This is a genomic window from Actinoplanes siamensis (assembly GCF_016862395.1).
Classification (GTDB): domain Bacteria; phylum Actinomycetota; class Actinomycetes; order Mycobacteriales; family Micromonosporaceae; genus Actinoplanes; species Actinoplanes siamensis.
The window spans coordinates 13,110-34,868 of sequence record NZ_BOMW01000086.1; the positions used below are offsets into that span (position 1 = coordinate 13,110).

Here is a 21,759-nt window from a genome sequence, read left to right on the forward strand (position 1 = left end):
GATCAACTCTCTCCTCTGCTCCAGTGGTGACTGGAATCGGCTTCAGGGCCGGTCAGTGGGTTATTCAGTGCGTCAAGATCTTGGATAGGAAGTCGCGCGCCCGCTCGCTCTTCGGGTTCGCGAAGAACTCCGCGGGAGTCGCCTGCTCGACCAGCTGGCCGTCGGCCATGAAGACCACCCGGTTCGCCGCGTGACGGGCGAAGCCCATCTCGTGGGTCACCACGACCATGGTCATCCCCTCCCTGGCGAGGGAGGTCATCACGTCCAGCACCTCGCCGACCATCTCCGGGTCGAGCGCGCTGGTCGGCTCGTCGAAGAGCAGCGCCTTGGGCTGCATGGCCAGCGCGCGGGCGATCGCGACGCGCTGCTGCTGACCGCCGGAGAGCTGGGCCGGGAACTTCTCCGCCTGGCTGGCGATGCCGACCCGCTCCAGCAACGACATCGCGCGCTCGCGGGCCACGGCCGGCTTCTCCTTGCGCACCTTGACCGGACCCAGCATCACATTCTGCAGGATGGTCTTGTGCGCGAACAGGTTGAACGACTGGAAGACCATGCCGACCTCGCTGCGCAGCCGGGCCAGCGCCCGGCCCTCGGCGGGCAGCTGCCTGCCGTCGAACGTGATGGTGCCGGAGTCGATCGGCTCCAGCCGGTTGATCGCCCGGCACAGGGTCGACTTGCCGGAGCCGGACGGCCCGATCACGACGACCACTTCGCCGCGCGCGACAGACAGATCCACATCCTGCAGCACGTGCAGCGGGCCGAACCACTTGTTCACGTTCTCCAGAACGATGAGAGCCTCGTCTGCCACCCCGTGTCCATCCGCTCGTCGGGTCACTCGTTGGCAGCCACCCTAGGGGTGCGTAGGTATCGGAAGGTGACGAGAATGGTCACGGAGCGGTAACGCAGCGGGTGCGGGTCGAAGGGACGGACACCATGGTGGGTATGGCTGGCCTCTGGAACTGGTCCGCCGCCGGGCTGATCGAGCCCGAGCGTGTACGGAATGCCCTCGCTGGAGCCCTCGAGGCGCCCGTCGTCGCGCTGCCCTCCGGGGTGCCGGGCGCTCTGCTCTGCGACGTGTATCACGTCGGCGGGGACTTCCCGACGCTGATCGACGTTTTCCTGGCGCCCGGCAACGTGGCGGAGGCGACGATCGCGAGCGCCGTCGCGGTCCGGCTGGGCGCCGCGCTGCTGCTGCCCGACGACAGCCTGGACCCCAGCCGGTACGTGCTGGCCGAGCCGAACGGCAGCCTCGGCGTCGTGCACGTCGACGAGGAGGAGACCGACGACGGGGTGGAGCGCAGGCGCGCCCGGCCCTGCGCCGCCGAGGGTCCGCGTCCCGGCGAGCTCCCGGCGCGCAACGCTCCATCGTGCGCCTGCGTGTGATCGGTTGATTGCCCTGAGTAACCGTGTGGGATCGTTCCGGCGGCCCCGCGGCGTACTCCGTCCTCGCGGGTCGCTCAGGCGCGCCGGTCCGGGGCCCGGCGACGGCACGGCGTGGTTCGAGGCGCCGGCCACCCGTCCGATCCAGTTCCGGAGCGGGTGGCAGTACCCTGGTGAATTGCCATGACTACCGAGATGCAGGGCGCCCCGCGCACCTACGACGTGCGCACCTACGGCTGCCAGATGAACGTGCACGACAGCGAGCGGATCTCCGGGCTGATGGAGGACGCCGGCTACGTGCGCGCCACCGACGCGGACACGGCGGACGTGGTGGTCTTCAACACCTGCGCGGTCCGGGAGAACGCCGACAACCGTCTCTACGGCAACCTGGGCCACCTGCGCCCGACGAAGGTGAAGAACCCGGGCATGCAGATCGCGGTCGGCGGCTGCCTGGCGCAGAAGGACAAGGGCGACATCGTCAAGAAGGCGCCCTGGGTCGACGTGGTCTTCGGCACCCACAACATCGGCTCGCTGCCGGCGATGCTGGAGCGCGCCCGGCACAACGAGGAGGCGCAGGTCGAGATCCTCGAGTCGCTCGAGGTCTTCCCGTCCACGCTGCCGACCAAGCGCGAGTCGACCTACGCCGGCTGGGTCTCCATCTCGGTGGGCTGCAACAACACCTGCACCTTCTGCATCGTCCCGTCGCTGCGCGGCAAGGAGAAGGACCGCCGTCCCGGCGACGTCCTGGCCGAGGTGCGGGCACTGGTCGCCGAGGGCGTCTCCGAGATCACCCTGCTCGGGCAGAACGTGAACTCGTACGGGGTGGAGTTCGGTGACCGGCTCGCGTTCGGCAAGCTGCTACGCGCCTGCGGAGAGGTGGAGGGCCTGGAGCGGGTCCGGTTCACCAGCCCGCACCCGAAGGATTTCACCGACGACGTGATCGCCGCGATGGCCGAGACGCCCAACGTGTGCCACTCGCTGCACATGCCGCTGCAGTCCGGCTCGGACCGGGTGCTCAAGGCCATGCGCCGCAGCTACCGCCAGGAGAAGTACCTGGGCATCATCGAGAAGGTGCGGGCCGCGATGCCGGACGCCGCGATCACCACGGACATCATCGTCGGCTTCCCCGGCGAGACCGAGGAGGACTTCGAGCAGACCCTCGAGGTGGTCCGCGAGGCGCGCTTCTCCAGCGCCTTCACCTTCCAGTACTCGATCCGCCCCGGCACCCCCGCCGCCACCATGGCGGACCAGGTCCCGAAGAAGGTGGTCCAGGAGCGTTACGAGCGCCTGATCGCCACCCTCGAGGAGATCACCTGGGCGGAGAACAGGAAGCTCGTCGGGGAGAAGGTCGAGGTGCTGGTCGCGGTCGGTGAGGGCCGCAAGGACGAGCGCACCGGCCGGATGAGCGGCCGGGCCCGCGACGGCCGCCTGGTCCACTTCGCGACCGGCTCGCTGGCGCCGCGGCCGGGCGACATCGTCGAGACGGTGATCACCTACGCCGCCCCGCACCACCTGAACGCCGACGGCGACCCGCTGTCGCACCGCCGCACCCGTGCCGGCGATGCCTTCGAGGCCGGCGTCACCCCGAAGCTCAAGGGCGTCTCGCTCGGGCTGCCGACGGTCGGCGTCCCGGCGCCGCTGCCCCCGGCCGTGGACGGCTGCGCCCTCTGACGACGGCACCGGCCCGGCGCCGTTGCCGCGGCCGCGGACGGCTGCGCCCTCCGGCGACGGCACGGATCAGCGCGCCGGCGCCGGGCCGCCGCGGCTCCTTCATCGATTGCGGTGGTACGCCGCCAGCCCCGCGACCGCCCGCAGCTGCCGCAGCAGTGCGGCTGTCCCCGGCGGGTCGGGCGGCTCCCCGTACACCGCCGCGTAGACCGTCCGGCAGGTGTCCGGCAGCGCCATCGCCCGTACCCCCGCGTTGTGGTGTGCGGCGAGCGCGAGCCCGGGCAGGACCGTGACCCCCAGGCCCGCCGCGACCAGCGCCTGCACCGCGACGTAGTCGTCGGTGGTGAATCGGATGTCCGGCTGGAAGCCGGCCCCGGCGCAGACCCGGGTCAGCTCGCCCCGGCACCGCTCGCAGCCGGAGATCCACGGGCGGTCCCGGTGGTCGGCGAGCGTGCCGCCGGGCCATCCGGCCGGTGTCACCAGGTGCAGCGGCTCCTCGAGAAGCAACTCGTGCCGCAGGCCTTCCAGATCCGGCGCGAGCCGACCGGCCACCTGATCGGAATCGGGCATTGCCTCGCCGGGATAGGTGAACAGCAGCGCCACCTCGACCTCGCCGTTGCGGAGCAGGCGGACCGCCTCGGGCGGCTCGGCCTCGGTGAAGCGCAGATCCACGCCGGGATGGGCGGCCGCGAAGCCGGCCGCCGCGGCCGGCACGAACGTGCCGAGCGCGGACGGGAACGCGGCCAGCCGGACCCGTCCCGAGCGCAGCCCGGTGTGCGCGGCGAGCTCCGCCTCGGCGGCGTCCAGCCGGCCCAGGATCTCCTCGGCGCGCTCGGCCAGCATGCGGCCGGCGCCGGTGAGCCGGATGCCGCGACCGGCCCGCTGCGTCAGCCGACTGCCGGTCTCCGCCTCCAGCCGGGCCAGGTGGTGGCTGACCGAGGGCTGCGCGTAGTGCAGGGCCTGGGCCGCGGCGGTCACCGAGCCATGCCGGGCCACCGCCACCAGCACCCGGAGACGGGTCACGTCGAGCATGCCGGCAACCTATCAATCCGGCCTATGGTTTTGATCGGGATCCGGCATTGGACCGATGGGTCGTGCCGGCCGACGATCGAGGCATGGAGCTGACCCTCGCCGACTTCCGCGCCGCGCACGACGTCGTCCGCCGCCACCTGCCGCCCACGCCGCTCTGGAACTACCCGCTGCTGGACCGGGAGACCGGTGCGGAAGTGCTGGTCAAGCACGAGAACACGCAGCCGGTCGGGGCGTTCAAGGTGCGCGGCGGCCTGACCCTGCTGGACGCCATGTCCGCGGCCGACCGCTCCCGCGGCACCGTCACCTGGTCCACCGGCAATCACGCGCAGTCCGTCGCGTACGCCAGCAACCTGCACGGCGCGCCCTGCACGGTGGTCATGCCGGCGCACGCCAGCCCGGCCCGGGCGGCCGCCGTGGAGTCCTGGGGCGGCCGGGTGGTGCTCACCGGCGACACCCTGGAGGAGGCCCAGCGGCACGCCGAGAAGCTGGCCGCCGAGACCGGGGCGCGTGTGGTCAGCCCGGGTGACACGCCGGAGTTGCTGGCCGGGGTGGGCACGCTCTACCTGGAGATCCTCGACCGGCGGCCGGATCTGGACGCGATCGTCGTGCCGGTCGGCAGCGGCACCGGCGCGGCCGCGGCCTGCCTGGTGGCCGCGGCGCTGGCGCCGGGCTGCGCGGTGATCGGCGTGCAGTCCGCCGCCTCGCCCGCCGCGCACGACTCCTGGCGCGCCGGCGACCTGCTCTCCCGGCCCAGCCGGAGCACTGTCGCCGGACTGGCCACCGGCCGCGGCTACGACCTGCCGCAACGGCTGATGCGAGGCCGCCTCGCCGACTTCCTGCTGGTCACCGACGACCAGATCGCCGAGGCCCGGCGGCTGCTGGCGAGCGCGGCGCACACCCTGGCCGAGGGGGCCGGCGCGGCCGCCATGGCGGCGGTGTGCAGCCGGCCGGACCTGTTCGCCGGGCGCTCGGTGGCGGTGGTCTGCACCGGTGGCAACGCCGACCGGTCCGAGTTGGACACCCTGATCGACAGGCGGGACGGCGCGGCATAGGCGTCGTGCCGCACCGCGGCGGCCGGAATCCGTTCCCGTTCGTCCCCGTCGTCGAGCGTCCCCGTCGTCGGGCGGCGGGCCGGACCGGCCGGGCCGAGCTGGTCCTGGGATGCGCCGGCCTCGATCGGTGAGCGGGCGGCCCGTCCCCGGCCCGCACCGCCGTGACCCCGCTCGACTCGGTCTACAGCTCCGCTGGACGAGCGGAGAAGTGTCGGGTGACAGTTCGTGACATTACGGACATTCTACGCGAGGCTGGCGATCAGGTTGTCCGATTGGCGGGCAGTGGAGCGATCCGGCGTGAAACGAGGGGTAGCGATGGTTCGCATCGGCGTGACGGGCCGTGCCCGGTTGCGGCCGTCAGCTCACAAGGTGATCGTGCGAGACCTGAAACGGCTGCTCAAGGGCTATTCCGGGGTGCACGGCCTGACCTGCCTGGCGGAGGGGGCGGACCGGCTGTTCGCCGAGGCGGTGCTGGCCTGCAAGGGCTCGTTCGAGGCGGTGCTGCCGGTGCCGGAGATCTCCGCGGAGCCGGAGGAGGATCCGAAACTCCGTGCTCTGCTGCGCTTCGCCAGCGACGTCACCAAGATCACCGTGCCGGGACCGCCCGAGGCGTCGTACGAGGCGGCCAGCCAGGAGGTGGTCCGGCGCAGTGACGTGCTGGTCGCGGTCTGGGACGGCGACGACGAGGGCCGGCGGGGCGGCACCGCGGAGACCGTGGCGTTCGCACGCGAGCAGGGCAAGGAGATCCAGGTGGTGTGGCCGGGGGGCCGCTCCTGAGCGCCGACCGGGTTCGTGCGGCTCGGCGTCAGGTGCCTCGAGGCGCGTGAGACGCCCCTGGGTGCCGGCTCAGCTCGGGCGGCTGGGCGGCCGGGGTGTCCCGGGGGCGGGGAGACGTCGCCGGGTGCCGGCGGGGCTTGGCCGGCTGGCGTGGCAGGGGTGCCTTCGGGTGGGCGAGCCGCTGCGCCCGTGGGGCGGTCCCGCCGGCGTACCCCTGCGGTCAATCGAAAGGGCGGCGGATCATCGATCCGCCACCCTTTCCGGAAAGCCTGCCGTCAGCTGGCCTGCTCAGCCAGCGCCAGGAACTGCTTCTTCGAGGCCAGCGCCTGCTCGGCCTCCTTGATCCGCCGCGCGTCACCGGCGGCCTGGGCCCGGGCCAGACGCTGCTCGGCCTCGGCGACCTGGTCGCGCATCTGGCGCAGCAGCGGGTTGTCCTGCGGGCTGGTCTTGCGCCACGCCGAGTCCATCGCGACCCGGATCCGCTCCTCGGCGGCCCGCCAGCGGCGGTCCAGCCCGGCGGCGGCCTCCCGCGGCACCCGGCCGGCGTCGTGCCAGGCCGCCTGCGCGTCCCGCAGCTTGTTCTGCGCGGCCCGGGCGTCCGCGTCGACGTCGATCGCCTCGAGCTCGGCCAGGATCGCCTGCTTGCGCTCCAGGTTCCCCTGGTACTCCGCGTCGCGGGCGGAGAAGACCTCGCTGCGCCGGGTGAAGAACGCGTCCTGAGCGGCCCGGAAACGTTCCCAGAGGCGCTGCTCGGCCTCCTTGGCGGCGCGCGGCGCCGCCTTCCACTCGGTCATCAGATCCTTGAGCCGGTTCGCCGTGCTCGACCAGTCGTCCGAGCCGGAGAGCGCCTCGGCCTCCCGGACCAGCTCCTCCTTGGCGGCCTGCGCCTGCTTGCGCTGGCCGTCCAGGGTGGCGAAGTGCGCGCCCCGGCGCCGGGTGAAGCCGTCCCGCGCGGCGGCGAACCGCTTCCACAGCTCGCCGTCGGTCTTCTTGTCGACGCCGCGGATCGTCTTCCACTCGTCGAGGATCTCCTTGAGCCGGTCGCCTGCCGACTTCCAGCCGGTGGCCTCGGCGGCGATCCGCTCCGCCTCCTCGACGAGCGCGGTCTTGCGGGCCAGCGCCTCGGTCCGGGCGACCTCACGGGCGGCCTTGGCCTCGCCGGCCTTCTCGTCGGCGAGGCTCGACAGCCGGTCCAGCCGGGCGGCCAGGCCGTCGATGTCGCCCACCACGTGCGCCTCGTCCAGCGTCGCGCGCAGCCGCTTGACGCTGCTCAGCGAGTGCGCCGCGTCGGCCGCGCCGGACTTGAGGCGGGCCTCGACGAGGTCGACCTCGGTCACCAGGTCCTCGAAGCGGCGGGCGAAGTGGGCGAGGCCCTCCTCCGGCGTCCCGGCCTGCCACGAGCCGACCACCCGGTCGCCCTCGGCGGTCTTCACGTACACGGTGCCATCGGCATCCACGCGCCCGAAGGCAGTCCAGTCGGTGTTCATGAGCTCATCCTCGTTCTCCCGGCGCCGCCGGACCAACCCGGTCCCCGGCCACCGCCACAGCGCAGTGGAATGCCAACCTTCTCAGGGGCATTCTTTCTCGCGCATTGTCACAGGTCCAACCCGGTTAGGGGAAAGCTCCCACCGACGACCGTGACACAACCTTGTCCTACCGTTGCTCCGTGCCATTGAGTCCGGGTCCCCGCGTGGTCACCGTCGTCGGGCCGACGGCGGCCGGCAAGTCCGCGTTGAGCATCGCACTCGCCCACGAGTGGGGCGGCGAGGTCGTCAACGCCGACTCGATGCAGCTGTATCGCGGGATGGACATCGGGACCGCGAAACTGAGCGCGGCCGAGCGCGGCGGCGTGCCGCACCACCTGCTCGACATCTGGGACGTGCGGGTCACCGCGGCGGTCGCCGAGTACCAGGCGCTGGCCCGGGCCGCGATCGACGACATCCTCGCCCGGGGACGGGTGCCGCTGCTGGTCGGCGGCTCCGGGCTGTATGTGCGGGCGGTCCTGGAGGAGTTCGAGTTCCCCGGCACCGACCCGGCGGTCCGGGCCCGGCTGGAGGCCGAGCTGGCCGAGACCGGACCGGCGCCGTTGTTCGCCCGGTTGAGCGAACGCGACCCGGTCGCCGCGGAGAAGATCCTGCCGTCCAACGGCCGCCGGATCGTCCGCGCGCTCGAGGTCATCGAACTGACCGGGCAGCCGTTCACCGCGGCGCTGCCCGATCCGAAGCCGTACTACGACTCGGTGCGGATCGGCGTCGACCGGGACTCCGCCGAGCTGGACGAGCGCATCGCCCGGCGGGTCGACCTGATGTGGGCCGCCGGGCTGCTCGACGAGGCGCGTGCCCTGGACCGGGCCGGGATCCGGGACGGGCGGACCGCCTCCCGGGCGCTCGGCTACCAGCAGGCGCTGGCCCAGCTGGACGGCGTGCTCACCGAGGACGAGGCGAAGGACGACACGGTCCGCGGCACCCGGCGCCTCGTCCGGCGGCAGCGCTCCTGGTTCCGCCGGGACCCGGGGATCGTCTGGCTGGACGGCGCGGCGCCGACGCTGCTGGCCGACGCGTGTGCGGTTGCGAGATGATGGGCGGCGTGTTTTTCACCAAGGGCCACGGCACCGCCAACGACTTCGTCATCCTCCCCGACCCCGACGGCGAGCTGGAGCTGACGCCGCCGCTGGTCGCCGCGCTCTGCGACCGGCGGCGCGGGGTCGGCGGCGACGGCGTGCTGCGGGTGGTGCGCGCCGCGAAACACCCCGAGGGGGCCGGGCACGCGGCCGACGCCGAGTGGTTCATGGACTACTGGAACAGCGACGGCTCGATCGCCGAGATGTGCGGCAACGGGGTCCGGGTCTTCGCGCGCTACCTGGTGGAGAACAACCTGGCCACGCCAGCCCCTTCGGGTCTGCCGGTGGCCACCCGCGCCGGGATCATGTTCGCCGTGGTCGGGGCCGACACGATCAGCGTACGGATGAGCACCCCCCGGGTGTACGCCGCGAGCACCGCCACCGTCGGCTCCCTCACCGTCCCCGGCATCGCCGTCGACTGCGGCAACCCGCACCTGGTCTGCGGCCTGCACGACGGCGTCGGGCTGGCCGCCCTCGACCTCACCACCGCGCCGCTGGTCGACCAGGCCCTGTTCCGCGCCGGGGTGAACGTGGAGTTCGTCGAGCCCGCCGCCGGCCTGGACGGGCTGGACCGGCACGTCCGGATGCGGGTGCACGAGCGCGGCTCGGGCGAGACGCAGTCCTGCGGCACCGGCGCGCTCGCGGTCGGCGCGGTCGCGCTCCGCGACGCCGGCCTGACCACCGGGTCGGTCGCCGTGGACGTGCTCGGCGGCCGTCTCGTGATCACCTGTGACGAGCGGGGCGCCTGGTGGCTGGCCGGCCCCGCCGTCCTGGTCGCCACCGGCGAGGTCGACCCGTCCGCCCTGACCATCCCGCCGGCGACCACGCAGGCGAACTGACCACCGGTCCGCCACCCCGTCGCCCATACCCCGGACCTCGCCGGCGCCCGGCCCATCTCCACCGACCCCTGCCGTCCAGCCGGCGGCCTCGAGTGGGGCGGACCCGCCGTGACGCGGGCGGTCCCGGGGTGCGGATCGACGCCGCGCCCCGGACCGCCCGCACAGTCACGCCGGACGCGCCGGCAGTCCACGGTCAGACCTGCGCCGGAGTGGGCCGGGCGCGGTGGAACGGGTCAGAAGATGCCTTCCGGGGCCTTGTCCAGTTCGGACTCCGGGGTGGCGGCCGGGTTGCTCGGAGCCGGAACCCCGCGGACGACCGCGCGGATCGCCGCCGCCACCGCCGGCGTGACCCGCGGGTCGAAGACGCTCGGAATGATCACCGTGGGGTTGAGCTTGTCCTCGCCGACGACGTCCGCGATCGCGCGCGCCGCGGCCAGGGCCATCTCCTCGGTGAACTCCTCCGCGCTGACGTCGAGCATGCCGCGGAAGACGCCGGGGAAGGCCAGCACGTTGTTGATCTGGTTGGGCTGGTCCGAGCGGCCGGTGGCGACGACCGCGGCGTGCTTGCGGGCCTCGCGCGGGTCGACCTCCGGGTCCGGGTTGGCCATCGCGAAGACGATCGACCGGTCGGCCATCTTGGCGATGTCGTCGCCGGTCAGCAGGTTGGGCGCGGAGACGCCGATGAAGACGTCGGCGCCGGCGACGGCGCCGGGCAGGTCGCCCGAGTAGTTGGCCTTGTTGGTGTGGTCGGCCAGCCACTGCATCGACTCGTTCAGGCCGGGCATGCCGCGGTGCAGGGCGCCCTTCCGGTCGTACGCGATGATGTCGCCCACGCCCTGGCGCATCAGCAGTTTCATGATCGCGGTGCCGGCCGCGCCGGCGCCGGAGACCACCACCTTGACATCCTCCATGCGCTTGCCGACCACGCGCAGCGCGTTGGTGAGCGCGGCCAGCACGCAGATCGCCGTGCCGTGCTGATCGTCGTGGAAGACCGGGATGTCCAGCTGCTCGCGCAGCCGCGCCTCGATCTCGAAGCACCGCGGGGCCGCGATGTCCTCCAGGTTGATGCCGCCGTAGGCCGGGGCGATGGCCTTGACGATCTTGACGATCTCGTCGGTGTCCTGGGTGTCCAGGACCACCGGCCAGGCGTCCACGCCGCCGAACCGCTTGAAGAGCGCGGCCTTGCCCTCCATCACCGGCATGGCCGCGGCCGGGCCGATGTTGCCCAGGCCGAGCACGGCGGAGCCGTCGCTGACCACGGCCACGGTGTTGCGTTTGATGGTCAGCCGGCGGGCGTCCGCCGGGTTCTCCGCGATCGCCATGCAGACCCGGGCCACGCCCGGGGTGTACGCCCGGGACAGCTCGTCCCGGTTGCGCAGCGCGACCTTGGAGCTGACCTCGATCTTGCCGCCCAGGTGCAGCAGGAAGGTCCGGTCGGAGACCTTCCGGACGTCCACGCCGTCCTGTTCCTCGAGCTGCTTGACGACCTGGTCGGCGTGCGCCGAGTCCGCGGTGTCGCAGGTCAGGTCGACTACCACGTGGCTGGGGTCGGAGTCCACCACGTCCAGGGCCGTCACGATCGCGCCGGCCTCGCCGACGCAGGTGGTGAGACGGCCGATGGACGACGCGTCCGCGGTAACGGCGATGCGGATCGTGATCGAGAATCCTGCGCTCGGCAGGCGGGTGGTCACCACGGTTTTCCCTCCGACGTTGGTGGGTGAGCAAACGAAATTGTCGCTCGGCCGGAATGTTCGATTGCTTTCGCGGTGGTTACTTATGAGTCAGCCACGGTTATGTGGATGCGCTCGCCCGCGTGACATGCCACGATCGGGCGGAGGAGGTCACTTTTGCGAAACACCTACCAGACACCCGTCCTTGACGAGCCGGATCTGACGACCGGCGACCTCGAGCTCGAGGAGCGGCACTCGCTCAGGCGGGTGGCCGGTCTTTCCACCGAGCTCACCGACATCACCGAGGTCGAGTACCGCCAGCTGCGACTGGAACGCGTCGTTCTGGTCGGCGTCTGGACCGAGGGCAGCGTCGAGGACGCGGAGAACTCGCTGGCCGAGCTCGCCCAACTCGCCGAGACCGCCGGTTCGCAGGTGCTCGAGGGCCTGATCCAGCGGCGCCGGCAGCCCGACGCGGCCACCTTCATCGGCCGCGGCAAGGTCGACGAGCTGCGTGACGCGGTCGTGGCCAGCGGCGCCGACACGGTCATCTGCGACGGCGAGCTGTCCCCGTCCCAGCTGCGCAACCTGGAGCAGCAGACCAAGGTCAAGGTGGTCGACCGGACCGCTCTGATCTTGGACATCTTCGCCCAGCACGCGAAGAGCAAGGAAGGCAAGGCCCAGGTCGAGCTGGCCCAGTTGCAGTACCTGCTGCCCCGACTGCGCGGCTGGGGTGAGTCGCTGTCCCGGCAGGGCGGTGGCGCCGGCGGTGGTTCCGGTGGCGGCGGCGTGGGCACGCGCGGTCCCGGTGAGACCAAGCTGGAGACCGACCGCCGGCGGATCAACCACCGCATCGCGCGCCTGCGGCGCGAGATCAAGGCGATGCGGACGGTCCGGGAGACCAAGCGCTCCCGCCGCCAGGCCAGCGGCACCCCCGCGGTGGCGATCGCGGGTTACACGAACGCCGGCAAGTCCAGCCTGCTCAACCGGCTCACCGAAGCCGGCGTCCTGGTGGAGAACGCGCTGTTCGCCACCCTGGACCCGACCACCCGGCGCACCTCGGCGGAGGACGGGCGGGTCTACACGCTCTCCGACACCGTCGGGTTCGTCCGGCACCTGCCGCACCAGATCGTCGAGGCGTTCCGTTCGACGCTGGAGGAGGTCGCCGAGGCCGATCTGGTGGTGCACGTCGTGGACGGCTCGCATCCCGACCCGGAGGGTCAGGTCAGCGCGGTCCGCGAGGTGCTCGGCGAGGTCGGCGCGGACCGGATCCCCGAGCTGTTGGTGATCAACAAGATGGACGCCGCCGACGAGGAGACCGTGCTGCGGCTCAAGCGGGCCTGGCCGGACGCCGTGTTCGTGTCGGCGCGATCGGGATCGGGCATCCAGGAGTTGCGGACGGCCATCGCGGAGCGCCTGCCACGCCCGGCGGTGGATCTGCGGATCCTGCTGCCGTACGACCGGGGCGATCTGGTCGCCCGGGTGCACCGGACCGGTCAGGTGCTCTCCTCCCGCCATCTGGACGACGGCACTGAGCTGCGCGTCCTGGTGGATGAACGGCTCGCGGCCGATCTGGAACAGTTCAGTTGCTGAGAGTCACGTGTGAGGCGTGGCGAATTCAGACACCTGGTTACGTTTGACCAGGGTTGATCCACGCGTTACACCGATGGGTGACGCCGCATGCGACACTGTGCGGATGCGGCGTCTCGTGTTCTCGATCGTGCTGGGCGTGGGCCTGGTGATGGTCGGTGGCACCGGCGCGTCTGCCGCTGACCCGACGCCGACGGCGACGGTCAGTGCGAAGGCGACGGCCGGTAAGAAGATTTGTCAGGTCAAGGACCCACTGCTGGACGAGCTCTCCGGCCTCGTCGCTACGAAGACCGGGTTCATCGCGATCAACGACAGCACGACTGACAGCCGCAAGAAGGTCTTCTTCCTCGACAGCAAGTGCACCATCAAGAGCAAGAAGAACTTCAGTGGCGCCGGTCCGAAGGACACCGAGGACATGGTGCTCTCGCCGGACGGGAAGAACGTGTGGATCGCCGACACCGGCGACAACGAGGTGCTCGAGGGCACCGGCGAGACCCGGCCGACGGTGGCGGTCTGGACGATGCCGGTCAGCGGCAAGACCGAGCCGGTCATCCACCGCCTCAGCTACCCGGACGGGGACAAGCACGACGCCGAGGCGCTCCTGCTCGACGGTGACGGCCTGCCGATCATCGTGACCAAGGAGCTGGGCACGGCGGTCCTCTACAAGCCGGCCGCCGCGCTGAAGAACAACAACGACGCGGGCGTCCCGCTGAAGAAGGTCGGCGAGCTGGCGCTGCCGGCCACCGAGACCAAGAGCAACGCCTTCGCCAAGGTCTTCAACAAGGTGATCACCGGCGGTTCGGTCGCGCCCGGCGGTGATCGGGTGGTGCTCCGGACGTACACCGACGCCGTCGAGTTCGACGTCAAGAACGGTGACGTGCTGGCCGCGCTGAAGGGCGAGCCGCGGACCACCGGGCTGCCGGACGAGACGTTCGGCGAGGCGATCTCGTACAGCGCGGACGGCAAGACCTTCTTCACCGTCTCCGACATGAACGGGGATCACGACACCGCGAACTACATCCGGCAGTACGTGCCGGCCACCGAGGTGGCGGTCGTCTCGAAGAACCAGTCCGGGGCCGGCGCGGCGGGCGACAAGTGGTACTCGAACCTGAGCGTGAGCGACATCACGAAGATGGTCGGCGGCGTCGGTGTGATCGGCCTCGTCCTCGTCGCGATCGGCGTGATCGGCATCGTCCGGTTCCGCAAGGCCAACCCGGCCGGGCCGACCGTCGACGAGGAGCCGAGCGGTTCGATCAAGAAAGCTGATCCGGAGACCGAGCTGATCGGCGTCGGGTCCGGGCCGAAGCGTGGCGCCGCCTACGGCGGCGGCGGGAACGGCCCGGTCTACGGCGCCAAGTCCGGTGGTCCGTCCGGCGGCGGCCCGTCCGGGGGACAGCAGAAGCCCGGGGTGTACGGCGGAAGCCGCCCCGCGGGTCCCGCAGGCGCCGGTGCGCCCGGAAATTCGGGTGGTCACCCGCGCGGTCCGCAGCAGCCGCCCCGGGGTCCGCAGCAGCGCCCGGCTGCCCAGCCACCACGCCCCCAGCAGCAGCCCCGCCCGCCGCAGCAGCCGCAGCAGCGCGGTGGTCAGCAGCCGCCGCGCGGTCCGCAGCCGCCCCGGAGTCCGCAGCCACCGCAGCGTGGTGGGCAGCAGCCCGGTCGCGACGGCAGCGGCGGCGGCGCGGGCGTCTACGGCGGTGGCAACGGTCAGCAGCGGCCTCAGGGCGGCGGTCAGCAGCGGCCTCAGGGCGGTCAGCAGCGCCCGCAGGGCGGCGTGCAGCGCCCGCAGGCCAACGGTCAGCAGCGTCCGCAGGGCAACGGTCAGCGCCCGCAGGGCAGTGGTCAGCAGCGTCCGCAGGGCAATGGTCAGCGGCCACCGGGCGGTGGTCAGCCGCGCCAGCCGGGGACTTACGGCGGTGGCCGTCCCCCGCAGGGCCGGGACGACAACGGTTACGACCGCCGCTGAGCTTCGAGCAGAGCCAGGGCCGGCATCCTCCGGGTTGCCGGCCCTGTTCCGTCTCCCGCGCGGGCGTACCCCTGATCGCTCAGACTCGGCGCAGGACCGCGACCACCCGGCCCATGATCGTGGCGTCGTCGCCCGGGATCGGGTCGAACGCCGGGTTGGCCGGCATCAGCCAGACGTGCCCGTCCCGCTGGCGGTAGCTCTTCACCGTGGCCTCGCCGTCGATCATCGCGGCCACGATGTCCCCGGCCTCGGCGGTGGGCTGCTGGCGGACCACCACCCAGTCACCGTTGCAGATCGCGGCGTCGATCATCGAGTCGCCCTTGACCTCGAGCATGAACACCTCGCCCTCGCCGACCAGCTCGCGCGGCAGCGGGAAGAAGTCCTCCACGGCCTGCTCGGCCAGGATCGGCCCGCCGGCCGCGATCCGGCCGACCAGCGGCACGTAGGCCGGCTGGGGGCGGGCCGCCCGCAGCGCCTCGTCGTCGACCACCTCGCCGGGGGACCGGACGTCGACGGCGCGCGGCCGGTTCGGGTCGCGGCGCAGGTAGCCCTTGCTCTCCAGGGCCTTCAACTGGTACGCCACGCTGGACGGCGAGACCAGCCCGACCGCCTCGCCGATCTCCCGGACGCTGGGCGGGTAACCGTACTTCTCGCCCCACTCGCGGATGAACTCGAGGATCCGCCGCTGCCGGGCGGTCAGATCGCTGGCGACCGGCTCGGCCAGGTTGCCGACCGGTGTGACCGAGCGCAGCTGCGGGGCGTCGGCCGAACGGGCCCGGCTCGGCGTGCGGCGGCGCATGGCGGCCGCGGCGCTCCCGGCCTCGGGCTCCCTGGTCGGTTGCTGCTGTCGGCTGGTGCGGTCGTCGGTCGACACGTCGCCCTCCCTGTCGGCCAGTGCCAGTCGGCACGTGGTGCGTCGCGGAGCCGGACGCGCCGTGGGGACGGCGTTTGCCCGGCTGACCCCTCTTGACAGCAAACCGTAGTGGGATGGTCCGACATATTCAAACATCTGTACGAGGTTTTCCCGGCGTGTCGCTCCGGAAGACTGGCTTTTCGTACTCCCGTTCTGATAGACCGTCGTACGGGCGTTCTATCGAACGGGTGTCCGAGAGAGGGGAGCTGTCATGGTCGTCACCGGTGGAGCTCGTCACGCCGCGCCGCCGCTGCGACTGACCCGGCGCGGCCGGGTGGTCCTCCTGGGACTCTTCTTCGCCTTGGCGGCCCTCGCCAGCATTGTCTTGTTCACGACCGCTTCCGGTGGCTGAGCCCGGCGGCAAACGGTTTCCCGACGCGCCCGGTGATCGTGGCGTCACCCCAGCGTGTTGAGGTGCAAAATACGGCGCGTCGGCAGGTCTGTGAACTTGCGTCGGCGTCCGCCGCGGCATAGCGTCTTCCCCAACATCTAGTGGTTACACAGATGTAAGTCATCCACAGGTTGGGTTTTCACCTCCCCGGTTTTCCGCAGGTCCGGTCACAGCCACGCGATGGTCAAATCCATGCGAGGCTGTGCTTCGGCGTGTCCGGAACCAGGTCAGGGGTGGATCGAAGGGGGAGATCGCGGTGCGCTGCCCGTACTGCCGGCACGCCGACTCGCGTGTCGTGGACTCGCGGGAGGCCGACGACGGTCAGCTGATCCGTCGCCGTCGCTCGTGCCCCGAGTGCGGCAAGCGCTTCACCACTGTCGAGGAGGCCGTCCTCGCGGTGGTCAAGCGCAGCGGCGTGACCGAGCCCTTCAGCCGGACGAAGATCATGAGTGGGGTGCGCAAGGCCTGCCAGGGCCGGCCCGTCGACGAGGACTCCATCGCGCTGCTCGCGCAGCGGGTGGAGGAGACCGTCCGGGCCCGCGGCGCCGCGGAGATTCCGAGCCACGAGGTCGGCCTGGCGATTCTCACGCCCTTGCGTGAACTCGACCAGGTCGCCTATCTGCGGTTCGCCAGCGTCTACAAGTCCTTCGACTCGCTGGACGAGTTCGAGAGGGAGATCGCCGCGCTGCGTGACGAACCGCCCGTCCGGGAAGCCGGGACGCGGCACGCCGTCGCGCCGCGGTCCGGTGGCGGGCGCGCACCCAAGATCAACGGCTGATCACCCGGCCGGCACAGAGCTACACCTGTCAGCGGTACTACGAGGGGGAGCACATTCTTATGGCCGGAGACGGCGTCACAGCAGGTCGCCAGCGCAGCCGGGCGAGCTCGAACGGCAGCGGCACGGCGACCGGGGGGATGACGGTGGAGCGGGTGTGGACGACGGCGGGCGTCCACCCGTACGACGAGGTCGAGTGGGAACGCCGCGACGTCGTCATGACCAACTGGCGGGACGGCTCGATCAACTTCGAGCAGCGGGGTGTGGAGTTCCCGGCGTTCTGGAGCGTGAACGCGGCGAACATCGTGACCACCAAGTACTTCCGCGGCGCGGTGGGGACGCCGGAGCGGGAGTCGTCGCTGCGACAGCTGATCGACCGGGTCGTCCAGACCTACCGCAAGGCCGGCGAGGAGCACGGGTACTTCGCCACTCCGGCCGACGCCGAGGTGTTCGACCACGAGCTCACCTGGATGCTGCTGCACCAGGTTTTCAGCTTCAACTCGCCGGTCTGGTTCAACGTCGGCACCAAGTCGCCGCAGCAGGTCAGCGCGTGCTTCATCCTCTCCGTGGACGACTCGATGGACTCGATCCTCGAGTGGTACAAGGAGGAGGGCCTGATCTTCAAGGGCGGCTCCGGCTCGGGTGTCAACCTGTCCCGCATCCGCTCCTCCAAGGAGCTGCTGTCGTCCGGGGGAACGGCGAGCGGCCCGGTGAGCTTCATGCGCGGCGCGGACGCCAGCGCGGGCACCATCAAGTCCGGCGGCGCCACCCGGCGCGCGGCGAAGATGGTCATCCTCGACGTGGACCACCCGGACATCGAGGAGTTCGTCTCGACCAAGGCGCGCGAGGAGGACAAGATCCGCGCGCTGCGGGACGCCGGCTTCGACATGGACCTGGGCGGCGCCGACATCGTCTCGGTGCAGTACCAGAACGCCAACAACTCGGTGCGCGTCAGCGACGAGTTCATGAAGGCGTACGAGGAGGGCACCGAGTTCGGTCTCCGCGGCCGGCTCAACGGCGAGGTCATCGAGACCATCGACGCCCGGAAGCTGTTCCGTGACATCGCCCGGGCCGCCTGGGAGTGCGCCGACCCCGGTCTGCAGTACGACGACACCATCAACGACTGGCACACCAACCCCGAGACGGGCCGGATCACCGCGTCCAACCCCTGCTCGGAGTACATGTCGCTGGACGACTCGTCGTGCAACCTGGCCTCGCTGAACCTGATGAAGTTCCTCAAGGCCGACGGTGGCTTCGAGGTGGAGAAGTTCGTCAAGAGCGTCGAGTTCATCATCACCGCGATGGACATCTCGATCTGCTTCGCGGACTTCCCGACCGAGAAGATCGGGATCACCACCCGGGCGTACCGCCAGCTCGGCATCGGGTACGCGAACCTCGGCGCCCTGCTGATGGCCTCCGGCCTGCCCTACGACTCGGACGGCGGCCGCAGCGTCGCCGCGGCGATCACCTCGCTGATGACCGGTACGGCGTACCGGCGCTCCGCCGAGCTGGCCGGCATCGTCGGCGCGTACGACGGCTACGCCCGCAACGCCGACGCGCACCAGCGGGTCATGCGCAAGCACGCCGCCGCCAACGACGAGATCCGCCCGCAGGGCGCGGTCGCCACCGACATCGTCCGGGAAGCCACCAAGCAGTGGAAGAACGGCAACAAGATCGGTGAGAAGAACGGCTGGCGCAACGCCCAGGCGTCGGTGCTCGCCCCGACCGGCACCATCGGCCTGATGATGGACTGCGACACCACGGGCATCGAGCCCGACCTGGCCCTGGTCAAGTTCAAGAAGCTGGTCGGCGGCGGCTCGATGCAGATCGTCAACCAGACCGTGCCCCGCGCGCTGCGCAGCCTCGGCTACCCCGAGGAGCAGGTCGAGGCGATCGTCGAGCACATCTCCGAGCACGGCAACGTGGTGGACGCGCCAGGCCTCAAGCCGGAGCACTACGCGGTCTTCGACTGTGCCATGGGCGAGCGGTCGATCGCCCCGATCGGCCACGTCCGGATGATGGCCGCGGTGCAGCCGTTCATCTCCGGCGCCATCTCCAAGACTGTCAACATGCCGGAGACGGCGACCGTCGAGGAGATCGAGGAGATCCACTACCAGGGCTGGAAGCTGGGCCTCAAGGCGCTCGCCATCTACCGCGACAACTGCAAGGTCGGCCAGCCGCTGTCGGCCGGCAAGACCGCGAAGGCCGCCGCCCCGGCCGAGGCTCCGGCCGCTGTCGAGAAGGTGGTGGAGAAGGTGGTCGAGTACCGCCCGATCCGCAAGCGGCTGCCGAAGAAGCGCCCCTCCGAGACCGTCTCGTTCTCGGTCGGCGGCGCCGAGGGTTACCTCACCGCGTCGTCCTACCCGGACGACGGCCTCGGCGAGGTCTTCCTGAAGATGTCGAAGCAGGGCTCCACCCTGGCCGGTGTGATGGACGCCTTCTCGGTCGCCATCTCGATAGGCCTGCAGTACGGCGTCCCGCTGGAGACGTACGTCAGCAAGTTCACCAACATGCGCTTCGAGCCGGCCGGCATGACCGACGACCCGGACGTGCGTATGGCGTCCTCGGTGATGGACTACATCTTCCGTCGCCTGGCGCTGGACTTCCTGCCCTACGAGACCCGTGCCGAGCTGGGCATCTTCACGGCCAAGGAGCGGACCGCCCAGGCGCAGGCCGAGGCCGCCGCCGAGGCCGCCGCGGCCGACCAGACGGTGACCGGCATGGCCGTCTCCGCTCCGGCCGCCACCCCGGCCACGTCGCCGGTCACGGTCGCCGAAGTGAAGGCCACGACCACCCCGGAGAAGCAGGCCGGCTCCTCGACCGAGCTCCTGGAGCTGGTCACCGGTCACGCCGCGGACGCGCCGCTCTGCTTCACCTGCGGCACCAAGATGCGCCGCGCCGGCAGCTGCTACGTCTGCGAGGGTTGCGGCTCCACCTCCGGCTGCAGCTGAGCCCGGGAAGTTGACCGGCTCCTGACCGGAAACGGCTGAACCTCAGCGAACACGGATGTCCCCCGGGCGATCCGCCCGGGGGACATCCGCGTTCCGGCGCCCGACACAGGTGGCACGGCCGGCGAAGCGGTAGGGAAGTCCGGCTCGGCGCGGCCTACGGGCGGGCGCGCAGCCACACTCCGAACTCGACAGCGGTCCGGACGCCGTCCTCCAGCACCGCGGTGCAGACCGCGTGCCCGCCCGGGTACTCCGGGCGCTCGTGCCACATGCTCTTGATCGCCAGGATCGCCTGCCGTTCCTCGTCGGTGAGACGCCCGGCCAGGTCACGGTGCCACTCGCTGACGTCGGCGTGGTCCTCGTGCAGCCAGATGGAAAGGCTCACCCGCCACTCGCCTACGGTGATCGTGACGAGGTGGCGCTCGTCCCGGGGCTTGCCGCCGCGCTCGTCCTGATAGGCGAAACCGGTCAGGCCGGGGATCTCGATCACCTTCCCGAGGAGCGTGAGGACGTCGGCCGGCGTGAACTCCGGGCCGCCGAGCAGCATCACGTCGAGTTCGCGCCGGACCATCAGGCCGGACACGAAGCTGCCCGTGGGGATCAGCGGCCCCAGCGGCTCCAGCAGCGCGAGCACGGAACGTGCCTCGGTCTGCAGTTCGTCGGGCCGGCCCATGTCGCCCTCCTTCCGTATCCATCGACGTGCCTGAACCAGTGGGCACGCCTGTGTCGCCGTTGCCCATTGTGGGATGTGCCCGAATCGTGTCCTCTTCCACCCCCTGCGGCTTCCGTCTCCCGCACCCGATCCTCCCCGCCGGCCCGCTCCGCTCACTGTGCGCTGCGCCCTGCCTCGCGCCGCCCGGAGCCGGCCCGCGGTGGCCCGGCCCGTGCCGCCCCGTTGCGTCCGCTCTCACCCCGCGGCCGCCACCGAGAGCCTGGTGACCCCAGGGGGCTTTAACGTGTAAGTTGACCTGGTGAGCAGCGTTGACGTCATACCCAGGCGGGTGAACTCGGCCAAGATCGCAGTCGGCGTCACGTTCGCCATGAACGGCCTGGCGCTGGCCGGCTGGCTGGCCCGGGCCCCCGCGATCCGGGACGGCCTGGACCTCTCGGTCGCCGGCTTCGGCCTGCTGCTGCTCTGCATGTCGGGCACGTCGGTGGCGTCGATCCCGCTGGCCGGCCCGCTGGTCCAGCGGTTCGGCCCGGCCCGCGCGGTGCTGCTGGCCAGCATGGCCGAGGCGCTGGGCCTGGCGCTGCTGGCCACCGCGACGCTGCTCAGCTCGGTTCCGCTGGCCGGTCTGGCGCTGTTCTTCTGCGGCTTCGGCACCAGCACGTGGGATGTGGCGATGAACGTCGAGGCCGCCGACGTGGAACGCCGCATCGGCCGCACGATCATGCCGCGCTTCCACGCCGGCTTCAGCCTGGGCACGGTGGGCGGCGCCGGCGTGGGCGCGCTCGCCTCGGCCACCGGGGTCCCGATCGGGGCCCAGCTCTACCTGACCACCGCGGTGATCGTGGTGGTCCAGATCATCGTGGTCCGCCGGTTCCTCCCGCACGTCGGGCCGAAGCCGGGCACGAAGCCGGCGATGACCCCCGGCCAGGCCTGGCGCGAGCCGCGTACGCTGCTGATCGGCCTGATCCTGCTGGGCTTCGGCTTCACCGAGGGCAGCGCCAACGACTGGCTGGCGATCAGCCTGGTCGACGGCTACCACGCGGGCGACACGATCGGCGCGATAGGTTTCGGCGTCTTCGTCACCGCGATGACCCTCGGCCGGATGTACGGCGGAGCCGCCGCCGACCGCTGGGGCCGCGTCCCGGTCCTGCGCCTCACCGCGGTCTCGGCCGCCGCCGGGCTGCTGCTCGTCGTCTTCGGCGGTTCGACGCCTGTCGCGCTGGCCGGCGCCCTCCTCTGGGGGATCGGCGCCTCCCTCGGCTTCCCGATCGGCATGTCCGCCGCCGCCGACGACCCGCTCCGGGCCGCCATGCGGGTCTCGGTGGCCGGCTCGATCGGCTACGGCGCCTTCCTGGCCGGCCCGCCCTTGATCGGCTTCCTGGCCGAGCACTTCGGCGTGCTCCACGGCCTGCTCTGCGTCTTCGCCGCTCTGCTGCTCGGCCTGGCCGCCTCGCACGCCGCCAAACCCCTCCCC

Annotated in this window: 17 protein-coding genes; 11 read left to right on the forward strand and 6 right to left on the reverse strand. The window is 71.4% G+C overall.

The features are described 5' to 3' along the window. Positions 1 to 64 precede the first annotated feature (64 nt). Positions 65 to 808, reverse strand: a complete 744-nt coding sequence (locus Asi03nite_RS34630; RefSeq protein WP_203684739.1) for an amino acid ABC transporter ATP-binding protein — start codon at positions 806 to 808, stop codon at positions 65 to 67. A gap of 134 nt (positions 809 to 942) precedes the next feature. On the opposite strand from Asi03nite_RS34630, the gene Asi03nite_RS34635 reads away from it, so the two are divergent. Both Asi03nite_RS34635 and miaB read left to right on the forward strand, forming a co-directional pair. Beyond that, a complete protein-coding gene (locus Asi03nite_RS34635; protein WP_239103141.1) occupies positions 943 to 1,383 on the forward strand; it encodes a hypothetical protein in 441 nt (146 codons plus the stop codon). Positions 1,384 to 1,563: 180 nt separating this feature from the next. After that, on the forward strand, positions 1,564 to 3,051 hold the full coding sequence (miaB, locus tag Asi03nite_RS34640) for a tRNA (N6-isopentenyl adenosine(37)-C2)-methylthiotransferase MiaB (RefSeq protein ID WP_203684740.1): 1,488 nt from the start codon (positions 1,564 to 1,566) through the stop codon (positions 3,049 to 3,051). A gap of 99 nt (positions 3,052 to 3,150) precedes the next feature. On the opposite strand, the gene Asi03nite_RS34645 is transcribed toward miaB, so the two are convergent. After that, positions 3,151 to 4,080: a LysR family transcriptional regulator gene (locus tag Asi03nite_RS34645; RefSeq protein ID WP_203684741.1), complete on the reverse strand. Its 930-nt coding sequence runs from the start codon at positions 4,078 to 4,080 to the stop codon at positions 3,151 to 3,153. A gap of 83 nt (positions 4,081 to 4,163) precedes the next feature. Here Asi03nite_RS34645 and Asi03nite_RS34650 point away from each other — a divergent pair, with 83 nt between their 5' ends. Both Asi03nite_RS34650 and Asi03nite_RS34655 read left to right on the forward strand, forming a co-directional pair. Further along, complete coding sequence (locus Asi03nite_RS34650; RefSeq protein WP_203684742.1) at positions 4,164 to 5,132, forward strand: threonine ammonia-lyase; 969 nt, start codon at positions 4,164 to 4,166, stop codon at positions 5,130 to 5,132. Between the two features lie 375 nt (positions 5,133 to 5,507). Then, the gene (locus tag Asi03nite_RS34655) at positions 5,508 to 5,909 is read left to right on the forward strand and encodes a type 1 glutamine amidotransferase family protein (RefSeq protein ID WP_203684743.1); all 402 of its coding nucleotides are present in this window, start codon (positions 5,508 to 5,510) and stop codon (positions 5,907 to 5,909) included. A 275-nt stretch (positions 5,910 to 6,184) separates the two neighbouring features. Here Asi03nite_RS34655 and Asi03nite_RS34660 read toward each other — a convergent pair whose 3' ends face one another. Further along, a complete protein-coding gene (locus Asi03nite_RS34660) occupies positions 6,185 to 7,396 on the reverse strand; it encodes a DUF349 domain-containing protein (RefSeq protein WP_203684744.1) in 1,212 nt (403 codons plus the stop codon). Positions 7,397 to 7,557: 161 nt separating this feature from the next. On the opposite strand from Asi03nite_RS34660, the gene miaA reads away from it, so the two are divergent. Then, positions 7,558 to 8,487: a tRNA (adenosine(37)-N6)-dimethylallyltransferase MiaA gene (gene miaA / locus Asi03nite_RS34665; RefSeq protein ID WP_373872210.1), complete on the forward strand. Its 930-nt coding sequence runs from the start codon at positions 7,558 to 7,560 to the stop codon at positions 8,485 to 8,487. 8 nt (positions 8,488 to 8,495) lie between these two features. Beyond that, entirely contained in the window at positions 8,496 to 9,368 is an 873-nt protein-coding gene (gene dapF, locus Asi03nite_RS34670; protein WP_203684745.1) for a diaminopimelate epimerase, read from the forward strand. Between the two features lie 233 nt (positions 9,369 to 9,601). Here dapF and Asi03nite_RS34675 read toward each other — a convergent pair whose 3' ends face one another. After that, positions 9,602 to 11,062 carry an NAD-dependent malic enzyme gene (locus tag Asi03nite_RS34675; protein WP_203684746.1) on the reverse strand — a complete coding sequence of 487 codons (1,461 nt, stop codon included), beginning with the start codon at positions 11,060 to 11,062 and terminating at the stop codon, positions 9,602 to 9,604. A 153-nt stretch (positions 11,063 to 11,215) separates the two neighbouring features. Here Asi03nite_RS34675 and hflX point away from each other — a divergent pair, with 153 nt between their 5' ends. Both hflX and Asi03nite_RS34685 read left to right on the forward strand, forming a co-directional pair. Further along, positions 11,216 to 12,628: a GTPase HflX gene (hflX, locus tag Asi03nite_RS34680; RefSeq protein ID WP_203684747.1), complete on the forward strand. Its 1,413-nt coding sequence runs from the start codon at positions 11,216 to 11,218 to the stop codon at positions 12,626 to 12,628. Positions 12,629 to 12,731: 103 nt separating this feature from the next. Further along, entirely contained in the window at positions 12,732 to 14,588 is a 1,857-nt protein-coding gene (locus tag Asi03nite_RS34685; RefSeq protein WP_203684748.1) for a proline-rich domain-containing protein, read from the forward strand. Between the two features lie 79 nt (positions 14,589 to 14,667). Here the strand turns inward: Asi03nite_RS34685 and lexA are convergent, their stop codons facing one another. Continuing rightward, positions 14,668 to 15,462: a transcriptional repressor LexA gene (lexA, locus tag Asi03nite_RS34690; protein WP_203684749.1), complete on the reverse strand. Its 795-nt coding sequence runs from the start codon at positions 15,460 to 15,462 to the stop codon at positions 14,668 to 14,670. Positions 15,463 to 16,148: 686 nt separating this feature from the next. Here lexA and nrdR point away from each other — a divergent pair. Both nrdR and Asi03nite_RS34700 read left to right on the forward strand, forming a co-directional pair. Continuing rightward, positions 16,149 to 16,670 carry a transcriptional regulator NrdR gene (gene nrdR / locus Asi03nite_RS34695; protein WP_203684750.1) on the forward strand — a complete coding sequence of 174 codons (522 nt, stop codon included), beginning with the start codon at positions 16,149 to 16,151 and terminating at the stop codon, positions 16,668 to 16,670. Positions 16,671 to 16,729: 59 nt separating this feature from the next. Further along, positions 16,730 to 19,618: a vitamin B12-dependent ribonucleotide reductase gene (locus Asi03nite_RS34700; RefSeq protein ID WP_203684751.1), complete on the forward strand. Its 2,889-nt coding sequence runs from the start codon at positions 16,730 to 16,732 to the stop codon at positions 19,616 to 19,618. Between the two features lie 154 nt (positions 19,619 to 19,772). Here the strand turns inward: Asi03nite_RS34700 and Asi03nite_RS34705 are convergent, their stop codons facing one another. Continuing rightward, a complete protein-coding gene (locus Asi03nite_RS34705) occupies positions 19,773 to 20,288 on the reverse strand; it encodes a hypothetical protein (protein WP_203684752.1) in 516 nt (171 codons plus the stop codon). 298 nt (positions 20,289 to 20,586) lie between these two features. On the opposite strand from Asi03nite_RS34705, the gene Asi03nite_RS34710 reads away from it, so the two are divergent. Further along, positions 20,587 to 21,759 (forward strand): MFS transporter (locus Asi03nite_RS34710; RefSeq protein ID WP_203684753.1); only part of this gene is annotated, 1,173 nt, incomplete at its 3' end.

Excerpts from the sequence above, each read along its gene's own strand:
- Asi03nite_RS34635 (WP_239103141.1), top strand. The coding sequence starts at position 943 with ATGGCTGGCCTCTGGAACTGGTCCGCCGCCGGGCTGATCGAGCCCGAG.
- miaB (WP_203684740.1), top strand. The coding sequence starts at position 1,564 with ATGACTACCGAGATGCAGGGCGCCCCGCGCACCTACGACGTGCGCACC.
- Asi03nite_RS34645 (WP_203684741.1), bottom strand. The coding sequence starts at position 4,080 with ATGCTCGACGTGACCCGTCTCCGGGTGCTGGTGGCGGTGGCCCGGCAT.
- Asi03nite_RS34650 (WP_203684742.1), top strand. The coding sequence starts at position 4,164 with ATGGAGCTGACCCTCGCCGACTTCCGCGCCGCGCACGACGTCGTCCGC.
- Asi03nite_RS34660 (WP_203684744.1), bottom strand. The coding sequence starts at position 7,396 with ATGAACACCGACTGGACTGCCTTCGGGCGCGTGGATGCCGATGGCACC.
- Asi03nite_RS34685 (WP_203684748.1), top strand. The coding sequence starts at position 12,732 with ATGCGGCGTCTCGTGTTCTCGATCGTGCTGGGCGTGGGCCTGGTGATG.
- Asi03nite_RS34700 (WP_203684751.1), top strand. The coding sequence starts at position 16,730 with ATGGCCGGAGACGGCGTCACAGCAGGTCGCCAGCGCAGCCGGGCGAGC.
- Asi03nite_RS34705 (WP_203684752.1), bottom strand. The coding sequence starts at position 20,288 with ATGGGCCGGCCCGACGAACTGCAGACCGAGGCACGTTCCGTGCTCGCG.